This window comes from Gordonia sp. w5E2 (assembly GCF_036540975.1).
In the GTDB taxonomy this organism is placed as follows: Bacteria; Actinomycetota; Actinomycetes; order Mycobacteriales; family Mycobacteriaceae; genus Gordonia; species Gordonia jacobaea.
The window spans coordinates 669,489-684,487 of sequence record NZ_CP144213.1 but is presented as its reverse complement, the minus strand read 5'-3'; the positions used below and the strand labels follow the sequence as shown (position 1 = coordinate 684,487).

At 65.3% G+C, this 14,999-nt stretch carries 15 protein-coding genes; 10 read left to right on the top strand and 5 right to left on the bottom strand.

The genetic code is table 11. The features are described 5' to 3' along the window. Window positions 1-7 precede the first annotated feature (7 nt). From RND64_RS03020 to RND64_RS03010, 3 genes are read right to left on the bottom strand one after another with little or no spacing between them, the layout of a single operon-like run. Window positions 8-1,051, bottom strand: a complete 1,044-nt coding sequence (locus RND64_RS03020; RefSeq protein ID WP_049697603.1) for an isopenicillin N synthase family dioxygenase — start codon at window positions 1,049-1,051, stop codon at window positions 8-10. 28 nt (window positions 1,052-1,079) lie between these two features. Continuing rightward, window positions 1,080-1,976 carry an ABC transporter permease gene (locus RND64_RS03015; RefSeq protein ID WP_049697602.1) on the bottom strand — a complete coding sequence of 299 codons (897 nt, stop codon included), beginning with the start codon at window positions 1,974-1,976 and terminating at the stop codon, window positions 1,080-1,082. Then, window positions 1,976-2,752, bottom strand: coding sequence for an ABC transporter ATP-binding protein (locus RND64_RS03010; RefSeq protein WP_049697601.1), 777 nt, complete (start codon window positions 2,750-2,752; stop codon window positions 1,976-1,978). Before RND64_RS03010 ends, RND64_RS03015 begins: the two co-directional genes overlap by 1 nt. A 328-nt stretch (window positions 2,753-3,080) precedes the next feature. Here RND64_RS03010 and RND64_RS03005 point away from each other — a divergent pair, with 328 nt between their 5' ends. From RND64_RS03005 to RND64_RS02980, 6 genes are all read left to right on the top strand, one after another. Continuing rightward, window positions 3,081-4,283, top strand: coding sequence for a hypothetical protein (locus tag RND64_RS03005; RefSeq protein WP_049697600.1), 1,203 nt, complete (start codon window positions 3,081-3,083; stop codon window positions 4,281-4,283). Between the two features lie 131 nt (window positions 4,284-4,414). Beyond that, the gene (locus RND64_RS03000) at window positions 4,415-5,050 is read left to right on the top strand and encodes a DUF4178 domain-containing protein (RefSeq protein ID WP_049697599.1); all 636 of its coding nucleotides are present in this window, start codon (window positions 4,415-4,417) and stop codon (window positions 5,048-5,050) included. Then, window positions 5,047-5,574 (top strand): DUF2617 family protein, encoded by a 528-nt coding sequence (locus RND64_RS02995; protein WP_049697598.1) that lies wholly within the window; start codon window positions 5,047-5,049, stop codon window positions 5,572-5,574. Before RND64_RS03000 ends, RND64_RS02995 begins: the two co-directional genes overlap by 4 nt. Next, the gene (locus RND64_RS02990; protein WP_083444297.1) at window positions 5,571-6,179 is read left to right on the top strand and encodes a DUF4247 domain-containing protein; all 609 of its coding nucleotides are present in this window, start codon (window positions 5,571-5,573) and stop codon (window positions 6,177-6,179) included. Before RND64_RS02995 ends, RND64_RS02990 begins: the two co-directional genes overlap by 4 nt. A gap of 72 nt (window positions 6,180-6,251) precedes the next feature. Continuing rightward, complete coding sequence (locus tag RND64_RS02985; protein ID WP_152929994.1) at window positions 6,252-6,683, top strand: DUF350 domain-containing protein; 432 nt, start codon at window positions 6,252-6,254, stop codon at window positions 6,681-6,683. Further along, entirely contained in the window at window positions 6,680-8,266 is a 1,587-nt protein-coding gene (locus tag RND64_RS02980) for a polyamine aminopropyltransferase (protein ID WP_049697597.1), read from the top strand. The genes RND64_RS02985 and RND64_RS02980 overlap by 4 nt, the downstream gene beginning before the upstream one ends. Before the next feature lie 17 nt (window positions 8,267-8,283). Here the strand turns inward: RND64_RS02980 and RND64_RS02975 are convergent, their stop codons facing one another. Together RND64_RS02975 and RND64_RS02970 are read right to left on the bottom strand one after the other, a co-directional pair. Further along, window positions 8,284-9,120, bottom strand: coding sequence for an SDR family oxidoreductase (locus RND64_RS02975; protein WP_049697596.1), 837 nt, complete (start codon window positions 9,118-9,120; stop codon window positions 8,284-8,286). 301 nt (window positions 9,121-9,421) lie between these two features. Continuing rightward, entirely contained in the window at window positions 9,422-10,339 is a 918-nt protein-coding gene (locus RND64_RS02970) for a dipeptidase (RefSeq protein ID WP_049697595.1), read from the bottom strand. Between the two features lie 171 nt (window positions 10,340-10,510). Between RND64_RS02970 and RND64_RS02965 the strand changes: the two genes are divergently transcribed. Genes RND64_RS02965 through RND64_RS02950 form a run of 4 tightly spaced genes read left to right on the top strand, consistent with a single transcriptional unit; the run spans window position 10,511 to window position 14,758 of the window. Further along, window positions 10,511-11,788: a sensor histidine kinase gene (locus RND64_RS02965; RefSeq protein ID WP_049697594.1), complete on the top strand. Its 1,278-nt coding sequence runs from the start codon at window positions 10,511-10,513 to the stop codon at window positions 11,786-11,788. After that, entirely contained in the window at window positions 11,785-12,564 is a 780-nt protein-coding gene (locus RND64_RS02960; protein WP_049697593.1) for a LytR/AlgR family response regulator transcription factor, read from the top strand. The genes RND64_RS02965 and RND64_RS02960 overlap by 4 nt, the downstream gene beginning before the upstream one ends. Continuing rightward, complete coding sequence (locus tag RND64_RS02955) at window positions 12,561-13,013, top strand: membrane protein (RefSeq protein WP_049697592.1); 453 nt, start codon at window positions 12,561-12,563, stop codon at window positions 13,011-13,013. The genes RND64_RS02960 and RND64_RS02955 overlap by 4 nt, the downstream gene beginning before the upstream one ends. After that, window positions 13,010-14,758, top strand: coding sequence for a sodium/solute symporter (locus RND64_RS02950; RefSeq protein WP_049697591.1), 1,749 nt, complete (start codon window positions 13,010-13,012; stop codon window positions 14,756-14,758). Before RND64_RS02955 ends, RND64_RS02950 begins: the two co-directional genes overlap by 4 nt. Window positions 14,759-14,999: the final 241 nt, after the last annotated feature.

The window sequence follows — 14,999 nt, the reverse complement described above, 5'->3', positions numbered from 1 at the left end:
TAACGCCCTATCGCGCCGTGTGCGCCGACGTCAGCCGCTGCGCCTCCCGATCAGCGGCCTGTGGCGCGACCCCCTGTTTCATTCCGGCCAATTTGGCGTTGATGTTGTCGGCGACGGTGATCGGCGGGTACCCGGGCTGATCTGTGCGCGCACATCCGGGCAGTGTTTCGATGACGGCGTCGAAGTTGCCGTCGAAGAAGAAGGCCGCGGAACGTCGTCGGATGATCCTTCCGTCGACGACGGGCGGGTCGACCCGATGGATGGTCGACAACCAGCGATCATTTGTCCAGCGGGCCATGGCGTCGCCGAGGTTCACGATGAGAGCACCGGGCTCGGGCTGTACGTCGTGCCAGATGCCGTCGCGATCGAGGACCTGCAATCCCGGCACACGGTCGGCCCACAGGACGGTGAGGATGCCGAAGTCGGTGTGTGCGCCCATTCCGGTCAACTCGCCCGCGAGTTCGATCTCGCCTTCGGGCAGCGTGTAGTTGTTCATCTTCAGCGCGTCGATCGAGTGATCGGTGAGCGCGTCGAAGTAGCCGTCCGGAAGGCCCAGCGCTTCGGTGAAGGCACGCAACAGGATTCGTGACACGCCTCGCGCCTGGGAAAACCATTCTTCGACGGCCGGCCGGAAGCTCGTCACCGCGTCGTCGGGCCAGGTGTTGTCGGGATAGCTGGACTCGGGAAGATCCGTTGCCGCATACCAGGATTGCTCCGAGCCGACGGTGAACGCCTCATAGAAGTCGTTCATCTGATTCGCCGCTGCCACACCAAGACTCATGCTCAGCGACTCGCTCTTGGGCGGACTGTAGCCACGGTTGGCACCCGGCCGCGTGTAGTTCTTCTTCACGTCGAGCGGGAGTGCATAGAACGCGTCGAGGGCTTCGGTCAGACCGTCGACGACGCTCTGGGAGATTCCGTGTCCAACGATTTGCATGAATCCGACTGTGGCAGAGGCTTCGTCGAGTTGACGCGCCACCTGTGCTCGTTGTTCTGGCGTGCTCTGCGGGTCGGCGTAGGGCGAGATGTCGATGATGGGAACGGTGAACATGTGAGGAGTTCCTTGTGAGAGTCGGCGGCTAGCGGCGGCGTGCGACGGCGGCGTTGAGCATGCTGAACACCGCGAAGACGGCGATGCCGAACAACGACGCGAGCACGATGGCCGCGATGAGATCGTCGGATTGCAGTCGCGCGCGGTAGACGTCGAGCAGAGTCCCGATGCCCGGTTCGCCCTTCGCGAAGAACATGTCGCCGATGATCGCGCCGACCACCACGAGCCCCGACGCCGTGCGGAATCCGGTCATCATCGCCGGAAGTGCCGCGGGGAACTCGAGTTTCACCAATCGCTGGGTGCGCGAGGCCTTCGACAGCGTGAACAGCTCGTGCATGCCGCGGTCGACGGAGGTGAGCCCGAAGTGGGTGTTGGCGATGATCGGGAAGATCGCGATGATGACACACACGATGGTGCGCGCCACCATGCCGTACCCGAACCACAGACCGATCAGCGGGACGATCGCGAGTACCGGAATGACCTGCAGCACAACGGCCCACGGGTAGATGGCGCGCTCCATCAGGGAGCCGCGGCTCATCAGCACACCGATCGCGATGCCGATGACAGCGGCGAAGAGGAACCCGACGAGGCTCACCTTCGCGGTGACCCAGAGCGCCTCCAGCATTGGGTTGACGTGAGCCTTGTCGAGCAACGAGTTGGTCAACACCTCGTGCGGCGGCGGAAGGAGGAAGCGCCGCTGCGGAGAGAGGATCACCATGCTGACCAGGTACCAGAGCCCGATCGCCGCAGCGAGAGACACCGCGGGCGGTGCGACCATGCGCACCGCTGTGCGCAGCCGCGCTCTCGTCGACGATGTCGTCTTACCGCCTGGCGCGGTTCCCGAGGCCGAGGGGGCAGGCGACGCTGTGGTGACAGCGGGGCCCGCCGTCGAATCTTGTGTCATTGCAGTCGATGTGATGGTCATCAGGCACCTCGGAGTGTTTCGGAGATCGCGGCGACGTACGACGTGAAAGCCGGGTCGAAGCGCACGTCGGGTTGACGGGGATAAGGAAGGTCGATGCGGATGTCCGCGGCGATTCGGCCCGGTCGGGCCGACATCACGATCACCCGGTTGGCGAGGAACACCGCCTCGGGCATCGAATGGGTGATGAACAGCGCGGTGAATCCGCGATCGCCGTACAGCCGCAACAGTTCTGCCTGCATGTCGAGGCGAGTCATCTCGTCGAGCGCACCGAACGGCTCGTCGAGCAACATCACCTCAGGTTCTTTGGTGAGCATGCGCGCCAACGAGACTCGCATCTTCATGCCGCCCGACAGCGTGCGCGGAAGCTGCTTCTCGAAGCCGGCCAGGCCCACGGCGTCGATGGCCGCGGCGGCACGTTCCCGCCGCTCCGAGCGTGACTCACCCGCGATCTCGGCACATAGTTCGACGTTGGCCTGCACAGAACGCCACGGCAGCAATGTGGGTTCCTGGAAGATCACGCCGACCGAATCGGTGGCCAGCGCGACGCTACCGGTTGTCGGCGCCTCCAATCCCGCAGCCATGCGCAGGAGCGTCGATTTGCCACAGCCGGAGGGGCCGACGATCGCGACGAAGTCGCCACGGGCGATGTCGAGGTCGACGTCGGCGAGAGCGATTGTGCCGGAGTCGAACTGCTTGGATACTCCCGACGCCGAGATCATCACACCCTTCGTGAGATGCCTCGCGTCAGTGTCGTTGACGGTGTCGATCAGGTTCATGGGTACATCCATCAGAGCCACGGCACATGAGAGCGCCTACATGTAAGAGTCGGACTTACTTCGCTTTCTGATTGTTGGTTACATGCATTGCGCTCGCGTGTCGTGACGTAAACAGTATGTGACAGAACCGCGGGCTCGAACCCTGTACACGCAGGTGAGGCACCATCAAAGCGCATGTCAGAAGTGGTTTTACGGTGTCAGAACCGTCCATCCGCGCTACATGCACCGGACTCGCGCGATCCGCGGGCAACCCCTACATTTACATGTAATCCACTCCAGGGGCCGGCGTCGTCGGTCTCGTTCACCCTTCCGCAAGAGGAGTTCCACCGTGTCCAAAGCTTCGCCGTCCCACGTCGCCTCGCGACGTCGCAGACTGTCAGTACGCGCAGCCGTCGTAGCGGCAACCGCCTCCGCGTGTGTCGCCGCACTCGCCGGGTGCACCGACTCGTCGTCGACGTCGTCTAGCTCGGCGCAGTCGCTGCCGTCCGCACCGGCCGAATACAACCTCGCGTCCGTCTGCCCGAAAAACGTTGTGGTGCAACTCCAGTGGCAGCCGCAGTCGGATATGGCCGGCGTGATCGGGCTGATGGGCCCCGGATACACCGTCGACGCGAATCAGAAGTCGGCCACCGGCCCGCTCGCCTACGACGGCAAGGACACCGGCGTCGACATCACCCTGCGGGCGGGCGGTCCCGCGATCGGATTCCAGTCGGTGCCCTCGGTGATGCACGCCGACGACAGCATCGACCTCGGACTCGTCCACGGCGACCAGCTCGTCTCAGCTGCCTCGAAGCAGCGGGTCGTAGCACTGACGCCACTACTGCAGTACAACCCGTCGATCCTGATGTGGGACCCGGAAAAGCACCCCGACTGGCGCACCATCGCCGATATCGGCAAGTCCGACGCCACCGTCGTCGTGTCGAAGGAGCAGGTGTTCCCGCAATGGCTGGTTGCCAAGGGGCTACTGAAGCAGAGCCAGCTCGACACCGGATACGACGGCGCGCCAGCGCGATTCGTCGGCGACCCGTCGATCGCGCAGCAGGGCTTCGTGAACTCCGAGCCGTACACCTACGAGCACGAGACCCCGTCGTGGGACAAGCCCGTCGCCTACGCGATGGTCCGCGACGCCGGTTACGACGTCTACGCGTCGAATGTGAGTGTGCGGCCCGACAAGATGGAGAAGCTGACTCCCTGCCTGCAGAAGCTGATCCCGATGATCCAGCAGACCGGCAAGAGTTACGTGAACTCCCCCGACGCGATCAACAAGACCATCACCGATTGGGTTTCGCAGGACGTCTCGTTCAGCACCTACAGCGAGGGCGAGGCGTCGTACTCGGCCAAGATCCTCAAGGAGAAGGGCGTCATCGGCCCGGACGCCGCGGGCGTGTGGGGCGGCATCGACATGGCGAAGGCGCAGGAGTCGATCAATCAGTTGATCCCGGTGCTCAACAACTCCGGATCTGATCTGCCCGCGCAGATCCCCGCGAACGAGCTGTACTCGACCCAGTTCATCGACACCAACGTCAAGTAGGACCGGTGTTCAGCAGAACCGGGTTCAGTAGGACACGGGTTCGGTAGCGACGGTGCGTCGGGCTGGATGTCATTCGCGGTACCGACACTGGGTGCCCCGAATGTCCGGCCCGACGCACTATCCTCTGACCAATGGAATTCCTGCTGATCATCGTCATCGCTCTGCTGGCGATCATCGTCGTCGTGCTCGTGTTCAACGTCTTGAGCAAACGAAAGCGCGAGCAAGCCGAGCGGGACGCGCTGTATTCGCGCACGTACCAGCCGCGTGATCCCTTCTCGACCGCAGACGACGACGCCGTGCGCGGCGATCCTCGCCAGCTCAAACCCGGCGACCTCGTCGAGATCCGCGGAGAGACGTTCGCGGTCCGGGGCGCGCTCAAGCTCTCACAGGACGGCTTCTCGTGGGCCGAGAACTTCCTCGACACCGGTCTGGGCCGGAAGGCCTGGATCTCGGTGGAGGACGATCCGGATCTCGAAGTGGTCCTCTGGCAGGAGCTCAGCGGCGTGACCGTGACCCCCGGACCGGCTTACGTCGATCTCGAAGGTCGGCGGTATACGAACGACGAAGCGGGTTCAGCACAGTTCACGTCGTTCGGTACGACAGGTCTGGCGCAGGTCGGCCGGATGCGCTATCACGACTATGAAGCGGGTGGCGACAGGCTGTCCTTCGAGGATTACGGCAGCGGGTGGGAATGCGCGCGCGGCCAGGTGCTCGATCGTTCGGAGTACCGGATCTACCCGTCGAATCCGGGCCCGGAGCAGCGGTGAGTCCGTTCACCGACCTCGACGTCGCGTTCTCCGACACCCGGGCGGGTCAGCTCGGATTCTCGCTGACCGCCGCGCAGCGTGAGCCGCTCGCAGCGGCAGATCACACGATCGGGGCGTTGACGATCTCCATCCGACTCCTCGGTGCCAGCCACCAGATCGTCATCACTGACGACGCGCACGAACTGTGCGAGACGGTCGCCTGCCTGCCAGACATCACCACCGCACTGCCGGACAGCTTTCAGGCCGACGGCTACGTGTTCTCGTCGCGAGTCATCGAGTGCAGTTCCGCGGCGATGGCCGACCTGCTCCAACAGATCGAATCCGAGGTCGAAGGACATGCGCGCGCCGGGTTGCCCGCACTCCTCGGGCGATTCCCCGGCAACGAGCTCGCGGTGACGGCGGTGACCGCCGACATCGACGACGCCGCGCTCGTCTGGCGCACCTGGCACACCTATCCGCAGGCGGGCGAGGTGGTGGTCACGTCGAGCCGGATCGACCGTGACGCCCTGGCGGTCCGGTCATGACCTATCCGCCGGGAGGCGACGACCCGGGAGGGCAATGGCCTGGCGCCCCGGGTGGCCCGCAAGGACCCGGCTGGTCAGGCGGGCCGCAGGGGAAGGGACAGGGGCAGGCTGATCCGACCCGGAGGCTGCGGCGCATCCGTAACACGATCATCGCGCTCATCGTGATCGTCGCGTTGATCGCGCTCGGCTCGTGCGCGGTCAGCGCATTTCGCGGATCGGGCGGCGGGGACGCCCGGGCGTACGTGACGTCGCACTATCAGCGCGACAGTTCGCTCGACGAGTCCGACGTCGACGCATACATCGCCGACGGTGACCCGTCGACTGTGTCAGCCCAACTCGCGTCGGCCCAGAATCCCACCGACCAGCGCGCGGGCGACACTGCCGGGGCGGGCAACGTCGCAGGTACGCAGTTTCTGCAGTACCCGGGCTACCTGATCGGCCTTTTCCCTTATGCCGCAGACAAAACCAAGGTGATGGTCAGCCGCGACTACCGGTCGGGCTACAACCACTATCACAGCTACGTCGGCGGCTATTGGGTCCCGACGCCCGACTTCTCCGGGTCGGGAAGCTCCAACCGCGGTGGTGGCATTGGAACCGGAAAGTAAGACATCGGGGCGCAGTTTGTGCCAGCACACGGAAGTCCGACCAGAGCAAGCATCAGACACGGGAGTACACACATGATCTCGGCCGACGCGATTCTCACCAACACCTACTACGCCGCCGCCTACGCGGGTGTCGGGGTCTTGCTGATGCTGATCTCTTTCGCGGTCATCGACGCGTTGACGCCCGGCAACCTGCGTCATCAGCTGTGGATCGACCGCAACCGCAATGCGGGAATCCTCGTCGGCTCCAATCTGATTGCCGTCGCGATCATCGTCACCGCTGCGATTGCAGCGAGCGAGGGACGCCTCGCAGTCGGGTTGACATACACCGTCATCTACACGCTGATCGGTCTGGCGGTGATGTGCGCGACGTTCTTCGTCATCGACCTGTTCACCCCGGGCAAGCTCGGTGAGATCGTCATCGGGGCAGAAAGCCATCCCGCGGTGTGGGTCCACGGCATCTCGCACGTCGGCATCGCAGTGATCATCGCCGCTGCCATACTGTGACACTGCTGGCCGAACACACCGCTCCCCGATCACGGTTCGCCCGTGTCGGATTGCTCGCCGTCGTATTCGTCTGCGCGGCATGCGGGCTCGTGTACGAGTTGGCGCTGGTGTCACTCGGCTCGTATCTGATCGGCAACACAGCAACACAGGCGTCGATCGTCTTGGCGGTCATGGTGTTCGCGATGGGCATCGGCTCGCTGGCAGCCAAACCGCTACAGCGCCACGCGGTCACGGCTTTCGCAGCCATCGAGCTCGCGCTCGCACTGCTCGGCGGGTTGTCGGTGCTGGCGCTGTACGCGGCGTTCGCATATCTGTCGTTGTATACCCAGGCCCTCGTGGTGGTCGCTTTCGTGTTGGGTCTGCTCATCGGCGCGGAGATTCCGTTGCTGATGGTGCTGCTACAACGTATTCGCAAGCAGGAGGCGGGTTCTGCGGTCGCCGACCTGTTCGCCGCCGACTACATCGGAGCACTCATCGGCGGTCTGTGCTTTCCGTTCGTCCTGCTACCCGTGTTCGGACAGTTGCGCGGCGCAATCGTCGTCGGCCTCGTCAACGCCATCGCCGGCTGTTTCCTGGTCTTCGTGATGTTCCGAAAGTCGCTGACGCGCACCGGGTTCGCAGTGCTGAGCGCGGCCGCCATCGCGGTGATCGCCGTGTTGGTGGCCGCGCTGCTCTACGCCGACCGTTTCGAGGTCACCGCGCGTCAAGCTCTGTATCGGGACCCGATCGTCGCCGCCGAACGCACGCAATATCAGGACATCGTGATCACAGAGCGACGTATCGGCTCGGGGGGCCGCGATACGCGGCTGTATCTGAACGGCGACCTGCAATTCGCATCGAGCGATGAATACCGTTATCACGAAGCACTCGTCCATCCAGCGATGGCCGACGCGGTGGCCCGCAGCAGCGACGGCGGGTCGACTCCGGCGTCGGTGCTCGTGCTCGGTGGTGGCGACGGACTCGCCCTACGAGAAGTGTTGCGCTACCCCGGTGTTCGGCCGACCCTCGTCGAACTCGATCCCGCGATGATCCAGCTCGCACGCACCGATCCTCGACTGCTCGGGTTGAACCGGAACTCCATGAACGATCCACGTGCACGCGTCGTCACCGCAGACGCCTTCACGTGGTTGCGGCAGCAGCACGAGCAGTACGACGTGATCATCGTCGACATGCCCGACGCGGACGAATCAGCAACGGCCAAGCTGTATTCGACGGAGTTCTACTCACTCGCGAAGGCTCATTCCGCACCGGGAGGTCGGGTCGTCGTGCAGTCAGGCTCGCCGTATTTCGCTCCGAAATCGTACTGGTGCATCGGGTCGACGCTGCGTTCTGCCGGGCTGGCCATAACGCCGTACCACGTCGACGTCCCGTCGTTCGGCGACTGGGGATTCTTTCTCGCCGACCAGGGCGCACCACCGGAGCTTCACCTGCGCGCACCGGGGCCGATGCGCTTCCTCAGCGAATCCGAGCTGTCGGCGGCCGCTGTCTTTCCGCTCGACCGGCAACCACTCGACATGCCGCCGTCGACGCTGATGGACCCGCGCATTCTGCGCTACGCGCAGGGCGAGTGGGCGACATACTGATTGGCGCGCGGGGGTGGCTACCGCGGGTCGACGAAGATGTCGTACTCGATCGGCTCCTGTCCGCCGTAGATCGAGAAGTCGGTGACGCCGTCCTCGGCCAGCACCTCGACGTCGAGGTAGCACCGCCCCGTCTGCGAGGGGTCCTTGGAGAGCACGGCGACAGCGGCGTCGGCCATGATCTGTGGCGATCGGGAGTGCGCGACGGCCTCGTCACCACCGAGCAGGTTGCGGACCGCGGCGGTCGCGATCGTCGACTCCGGCCACAGGCAGTTGCTCGCGACGGCGGAGTCGGCATACTCGGCGGCGAAACCCATTGCCGCAAGCGTCATTCCGTACTTGGCCAGCATGTAGCCCGGGTGCTTGCCGAGCCACTCGGTGCTCATGTTGAGCGGGGGCGACAGCGTGAGCACGTGCGCGCTCGGCGACTTCCTCAGGTAGGGAAGGCATTTCTGGGTGAGCAGGAATGTCCCACGGACGTTGACCTGCTGCATGAGGTCGAAGCGTGAGATCGGCAGTTCTTCGGTTGCCGTGAGGTTCAGGACGCTGGCGTTGTTGATGCAGATATCGACGCCGCCGTAGGTGTCGACCGCCGTCTGCACGGCACGCGCGACGTCGTCTTCATTGCGCAAATCGCCGACGACGCCCGTCGCCTTGCCACCTGCCGCCTCGATCTCCTCGACGGCGGTGTGGATGGTGCCGGGGAGCTTCGGGTGCGGCGCGTCGGTCTTGGCCAGCAGCACGATGTTGGCCCCTCGTGCTCCGAGTGCGGTCGCGATCGCAAGACCGATACCGCGGCTACCGCCTGAGATGACGGCGGTGCGCCCCTCGAAAGTCTGATCGGATGTTGACGACATTCCTGTGGCCACTGTGGCCCCTCTCCTGTGTGTCGATTCCGTGGCATCGTTTGGCCGGCGCCGACTGCGCACTGCCATCTGTGCGCTGTCCACTACGAAATCAGTTGTGCGCCTGCCACAATCGGCATCGTCCACGTGCGGATGTGTATCTGAGTGCTCCTGCAAGGAGATTTACACATCCGCAAGGGAAGGTCAAGACCGAGCGATCGGTCGGGAGGCTGCGGCGGCGCACGGTCGACGGTTTGGAGCGCCCAGTCGACGGTTTGGAGCGCCCAGTCGACGGTCTCGGGCGCTCGGCGGCTCACCAGCTTGCCGCCGCCACCCGTCGAAAGTTGCCGCCGAGCACTGCTGCGATGTCGGAGTCGCCCCAGCCCCGCCGCGAGAGATGCGCCCCCAGGGTGATGAACACCTCGGGAGCCATCCACTGGATCGGGCCCCAACGGGTGTACGAGTCGTCGAAGGAGTCGGGGTGGTCGCGGATCTCCGCGAGGAAGTCGGCGGCGTCGAATGAATGGTCGGTGCTGACACCGACGTGGTCGATGCCGACGAGGTCGACGGCGTACTCGAGGTGTCGGGTCATCGCTTCGAGGGTCGGCGTATTGGGGCCGAGGAAGATTCCGACGCCGGTGATACCGACGACACCACCGGTGCGGGCACATTCGCGTGCCTGATCGTCGGTGATGTTGCGCGGATGGTCCCAGACCGCGCGCATGCACGAGTGGCTGTAGATCACCGGCTTGGTCGACACCTCGCACAGGTCGAGGCCGGTACGGACACTGCAGTGCGAACCGTCGGGAACCATTCCGGCAGAGTTCATTTCGGCCACCAGTCGCCGCCCCCACGCGGTGAGTCCGGTGTCCGTGGCGTCCAGACAACCGCAACCCGCGGCGTTGGCGTGGTTGTAGGTGGGCAGCATGGTGCGCACGCCGAGTTCGACGAAGCGGTGGACGTTGTCGAGATCGAAGCCGACGGCGATCTGCCCGCGTTCACCTGCGGCGTCGATCTCGTCGAGCGATGCGACAACCGTCAGGTCACTGCGGCGCGAGATGGCAGAACGAAAGTGCGCCAACAGGTTTGTCGAGTCGGCATGGGTCTGCGGCGCGTAGCCGACGTTCACCGAGACATACGTCGGGCCCGGCCGCGAGAACCTGGTCAGGTAGCCGACGTCGGCGTCGGGTTGCAGCGGCAGACACGCGTGCTGGTCCCACAGCGGTGTCATCGCGACTCCTCTCGCGCCTGGTTGACTCTCGGATCACTCGCCTTGCCACGAAGTCCGACGTACTCCCTCGACACAGACGCCCGTTTCGGCCACACATCGCTCGCGTGCTCGCAAGAATGGTCGCATGACAAGTGCTGCCCCCACCGACGCCGACGTTGAGGCCGACGTCTGATGTCCGACGGTGTGGCCGTACTGATCGCGGTGCTCATCATTGCCGCCGTCGCGATGATCGCGGTGCTGCTCCGAACGCGCCGCGTCGTGGCGACACCCACCGAACGCGCCGTGCACTCCACGCTGAACACAGCGTCGAGGGCCGCTCGTCCGTTGCGGCGGGGTCTGACAACCGAATCGGCACAGCAGGCGCTCGCCCCGCTGCGAACCCTCACCGCCACCGATGCGATTGCCCTGTACGACGCGGACGGCACACGGCTGGCCCACGACGAGCCACATACGTGGGACGAACGACTGCTGGGCCGGGCCGACGACATCGCCGCGACCGCGGGTGAAGAACTGCGACACGTGTTGCTCCGCGATCCTGTCGGAGTCGACGCGCGGATACGCGCTCTCATCGCCCAGCCGCTCGTGGTGGACGACGTCGCGGTCGGTGTACTCGTCGTCGCCTCTGTCCGGCTGCCGGGCCCGGGCATGCTGAGCGCGATCTCGGAGGTCGCGCGCTACGCGTCCAGCCAGCTCGAACTGGCCGACCTCGACGCGTCCCGAGCTCGTCTCGACCGCGCCGAGGTTCTCGCTCTACGCGCACAGATCAGTCCGCATTTCATCTACAACGCGTTGAGCACCATCGCGTCGTTCGTACGCACCGATCCGGACCGCGCACGCGAGCTCATCCTCGACTTCGCCGACTTCACCCGCTATTCCTTCCGCGCCGCGGGCGAGTACACGGTGCTGGCCGACGAACTGCGCAACATCGACCGCTATCTCACGCTCGAGCGTGCCCGATTCGGCTCAGCGCTCGACGTGCGGCTGCAGGTCGCCCCGGAGGTGCTCGGAGTGGTGCTTCCCTTCCTCGCCCTCCAACCACTGGTGGAGAACGCGGTGCGGCACGGCGTCGCGGCGCGGGGCGGCGGAACGATCTCGATCACCGCGCGCGACGAGGGCACCGACTGCGTCATCGCCGTCGAGGACGACGGTGTGGGGATGGACCCGGAGTTGCTGCGCTCCGGAGACATCGACGCACTCGACGCGACGTCGACCGAACCCACGGAGGAGACGTCGGGCGCACGGGTGGGGCTGACCAACGTCGACCATCGCCTGCGGGCCGCGTTCGGCAACAACTACGGTCTAGTGGTCGAGACAGGTGTGGGTGCCGGCACGAAGGTCACCATGCGGGTGCCGAAGTTTCGCGCAGGTGTGCGTGTGGAGCAGTCGCCTACGCACCCAGCAGCGCCGACGCACCCAGCAACGCCGACGCAGGAGGCGAACCCGCGATGACCCTGACCGTTCTTGCCGTCGACGACGAACCTCCGGCGCTCGACGAGCTGGTGTACCTGCTCGAACGGCGATCCGACGTCGGCGAGGTGATCCGCGCGGGTGACGCCACCGCCGCCCTTCGCGAACTCGCCGAGAACTCGGTGGAGGCGATCTTTCTCGACATCAATATGCCTGGGCTCTCCGGAATCGAACTGGCCCGTGTGCTCGGCAACTACTCCGATCCGCCGTCGATCGTGTTCGTCACCGCACACGAGGATCGTGCGGTGGATGCGTTCGACGTCGGCGCCGTCGACTATCTGTTGAAGCCGCTGCGCGAGGATCGGCTCGGGCAGGCCGTCGAACGTGCGGTTGCCGCCCGGTCTGCGGCCGGTGGAGATTCACGTCAGGACGTCGGCGACGATGTGATCCCCGTGGAGCTGTCTGGGGTGACGTCGTTGGTGAGGCGTGATTCGATCTCCTGGGTCGAGGCCGTCGGCGACTACGCCCGGCTGCATTCGGACTCGGGCGCGCACCTGGTGCGCATACCGCTTTCTACGCTCGAATCCCGTTGGCGGGAGCACGGATTCAGCCGCGTGCACCGTTCGTACCTGGTGTATCTGCCGATGGTCAGCGGAATGCGCACCAGCGGGTCCCAGACCCTCGTCTGTGTACGGGCAAACGGCACGTCGCCCGCGGTGGAACTGCCGGTGAGTCGACGTCAATCCCGGGAGTTGAAGGAGCGCCTCGTCCACGATCCACTGCGCGCCTACCGGACGCCGTCCGGCGACGACACATGAGCGAGCCGTCGACTCCTCGCCGTGAGCGCGTGGTACTCGCACAGAGACGGGGTGCACGGCGAGTCCGCACGCGCGTCGAGGTGCGAGAGCAGACCGAGGTCGGCGACGCTTTGGTGCGGGGCCTGATGCGCGCCCAGCTCGGTCTGGCGCTTCGGCTCGGCGTCACGACGGCTCTGCTGATTGCCTCCATTCCGTTGCTGGGCACCGTGTTTCCCACATTGGGCGAGGCTACGATTGCCGGCATCCGGCTGAACTGGCTGGTTCTCGGCGTGCTGATCTATCCCCTGCTCTACCTGGTCGGCCGGGTGTACGTGCGGATCGCCGAGCAGGCTGAGGACGACTTCCTCGGACTCATCGAGGAGGACACCGACGCGGGCGTCGAAGATGTGACCGACGCTGGCGTCGAGAATGTGACCGACGCGGGCGTCGAGGATGGCCAGAGCCCATGACCGACTACGGCATTCGCATCGTCACCGCGGCGGCGCTGCTCCTCGCTGCGCTCGCGACGGTGGCGGTCGGCGTCTACGGTGGCAGGAGGTCGCGCACGACCTCCGACTTCCTTGTCGCCTCGCGCGCGGTCAGTTCGCGGCGCAACGCAACGGCGATCTCAGGCGAATACCTTTCTGCGGCATCGTTTCTCGGAGCGGCGGGGTTGGTCGCCAAGTACGGCGCCGATGCGCTGTGGTACCCGGTCGGCTTCACCGCGGGATACCTCGGCCTGTTGATGTTCGTTGCGGCACCGCTGCGCCGATCCGGTGCGTACACGGTGCCCGATTTCGCGGAGTTCAGACTCGGTTCGCGAGCGGCACGCCAGACCGCGATGGTTGTCGTCGTCGTGGTCTGCCTGATGTATCTGATTCCCCAGCTCCAAGGCGCGGGACTGACTTTGAACATCCTGCTCGGCGCACCCGTGTGGGTGGGGGTGGTTCTCGTCGGAGCGATCGTCGTCGTGAACGTGGTGGGCGGCGGCATGCGGTCGATCACCTTCGTCCAGGCGTTTCAGTACTGGCTCAAGCTGACGGCCATCGGAATTCCGACGATTGCGCTTCTCGTGGTGTTCTTCGCCGATCGGCCCGCACTGGGCGAACCCGCACCCCCTCGAGTGTCCGAAGCGACGACGGTCGACGTCACCACGGATGTGGTTGTGGCAGTACCGGAAACCGACGGTGTTGAGGTGACAGGCGTCATCGACGGCCAGCCCGTCAACGACGCACCGTTCGCGTCGGCGGGTGAACACACCGTTGCGGCGGGGAGCACGATCCACCTGCGCGCGGGAGCAGCGACGCCCGTTGTGGCGGGCGCACCGTCGACAGGCCAGAGATGGCTCGCGTCCGGCGGCGGATTCGGTGGCCCGCACGCACTTTTCGCCGTCTTCTCGCTGATCGTCGCGACATTCCTCGGAGTGATGGGGCTGCCGCACGTGCTGGTGCGCTTCTACACCAATCCGGATGGACGCTCGGCGCGTCGAACCGCGGTGACCGTCATCGTCCTGCTCGCCGTGTTCTACCTCTTCCCCCTGCTCCTCGGCGTGCTTGCCCGGGTGTACGTCCCCCAACTCCTCATCACCGGAACCGCCGACGCCGCGGTGCTGTTGCTCCCGAGCGCAGCGGTCGGAGGCATTCTCGGCGAACTGTTCGCCGCGCTGGTCGCGGCGGGCGCCATCGCGGCGTTCCTCGCTACGTCGTCCGGTCTGCTCATCAGCGTTGCAGGGGCCCTGTCGACCGACGTGCTGCCGGGTCGGGTCCGCGACTTTCGACTGGCAGCCGCGATCGGTGGTGCACTCGCGATCGTCATCTCGTTCGCCGCGTCAGATCTCGAACTGTCGCGGACAGTCGGGTTCGTCTTCGCCATCGCCGCGTCGACGCTGTGTCCGCTTCTCGTACTCGGAATCTGGTGGCGCGGGTTGACGCCCGCGGGCGCCATCGCCGGCCTTGCCGTTGGCGGGCTGTCGTCGGGTATCGCGACGTCACTGGCGATCGCGGACGTCGTGGACGACGAGGTCGGCAACGGCTGGCCGTCGGCGATCATCGGCTACCCAGCCGCTGTCACCGTTCCACTCGCCTTCGTGACCATGATCTGCGTGAGCGCGATGACCCAACGCCACAGGGTCGCCGATGTGTCGCAGATCTTCGCGCGGATGCATGTGCCGGAACGGCTCGGCCTGAGCGTCGAACGGGTGCCAGAGGAGCCATGACGCCGCAGCGACAAGGTTGTACGAGCATGTGATGACGCCCAGAGGCCAACCGTTCGTCGGCGCGCAACGACCGCTCGGCGCACGATTCGCGGGCTTCATCGTGTGACCTGCGACACCTCTTGTGAGTGATCTCCGTCTCTTCGAGAGTTGACGGGTATCCACATCACACGAGTTCTTTCGGAGGCACGGTGTCAACCACAGAGCACGTACCCGAAGCGCATTCCGCGCCGACGGGACAACA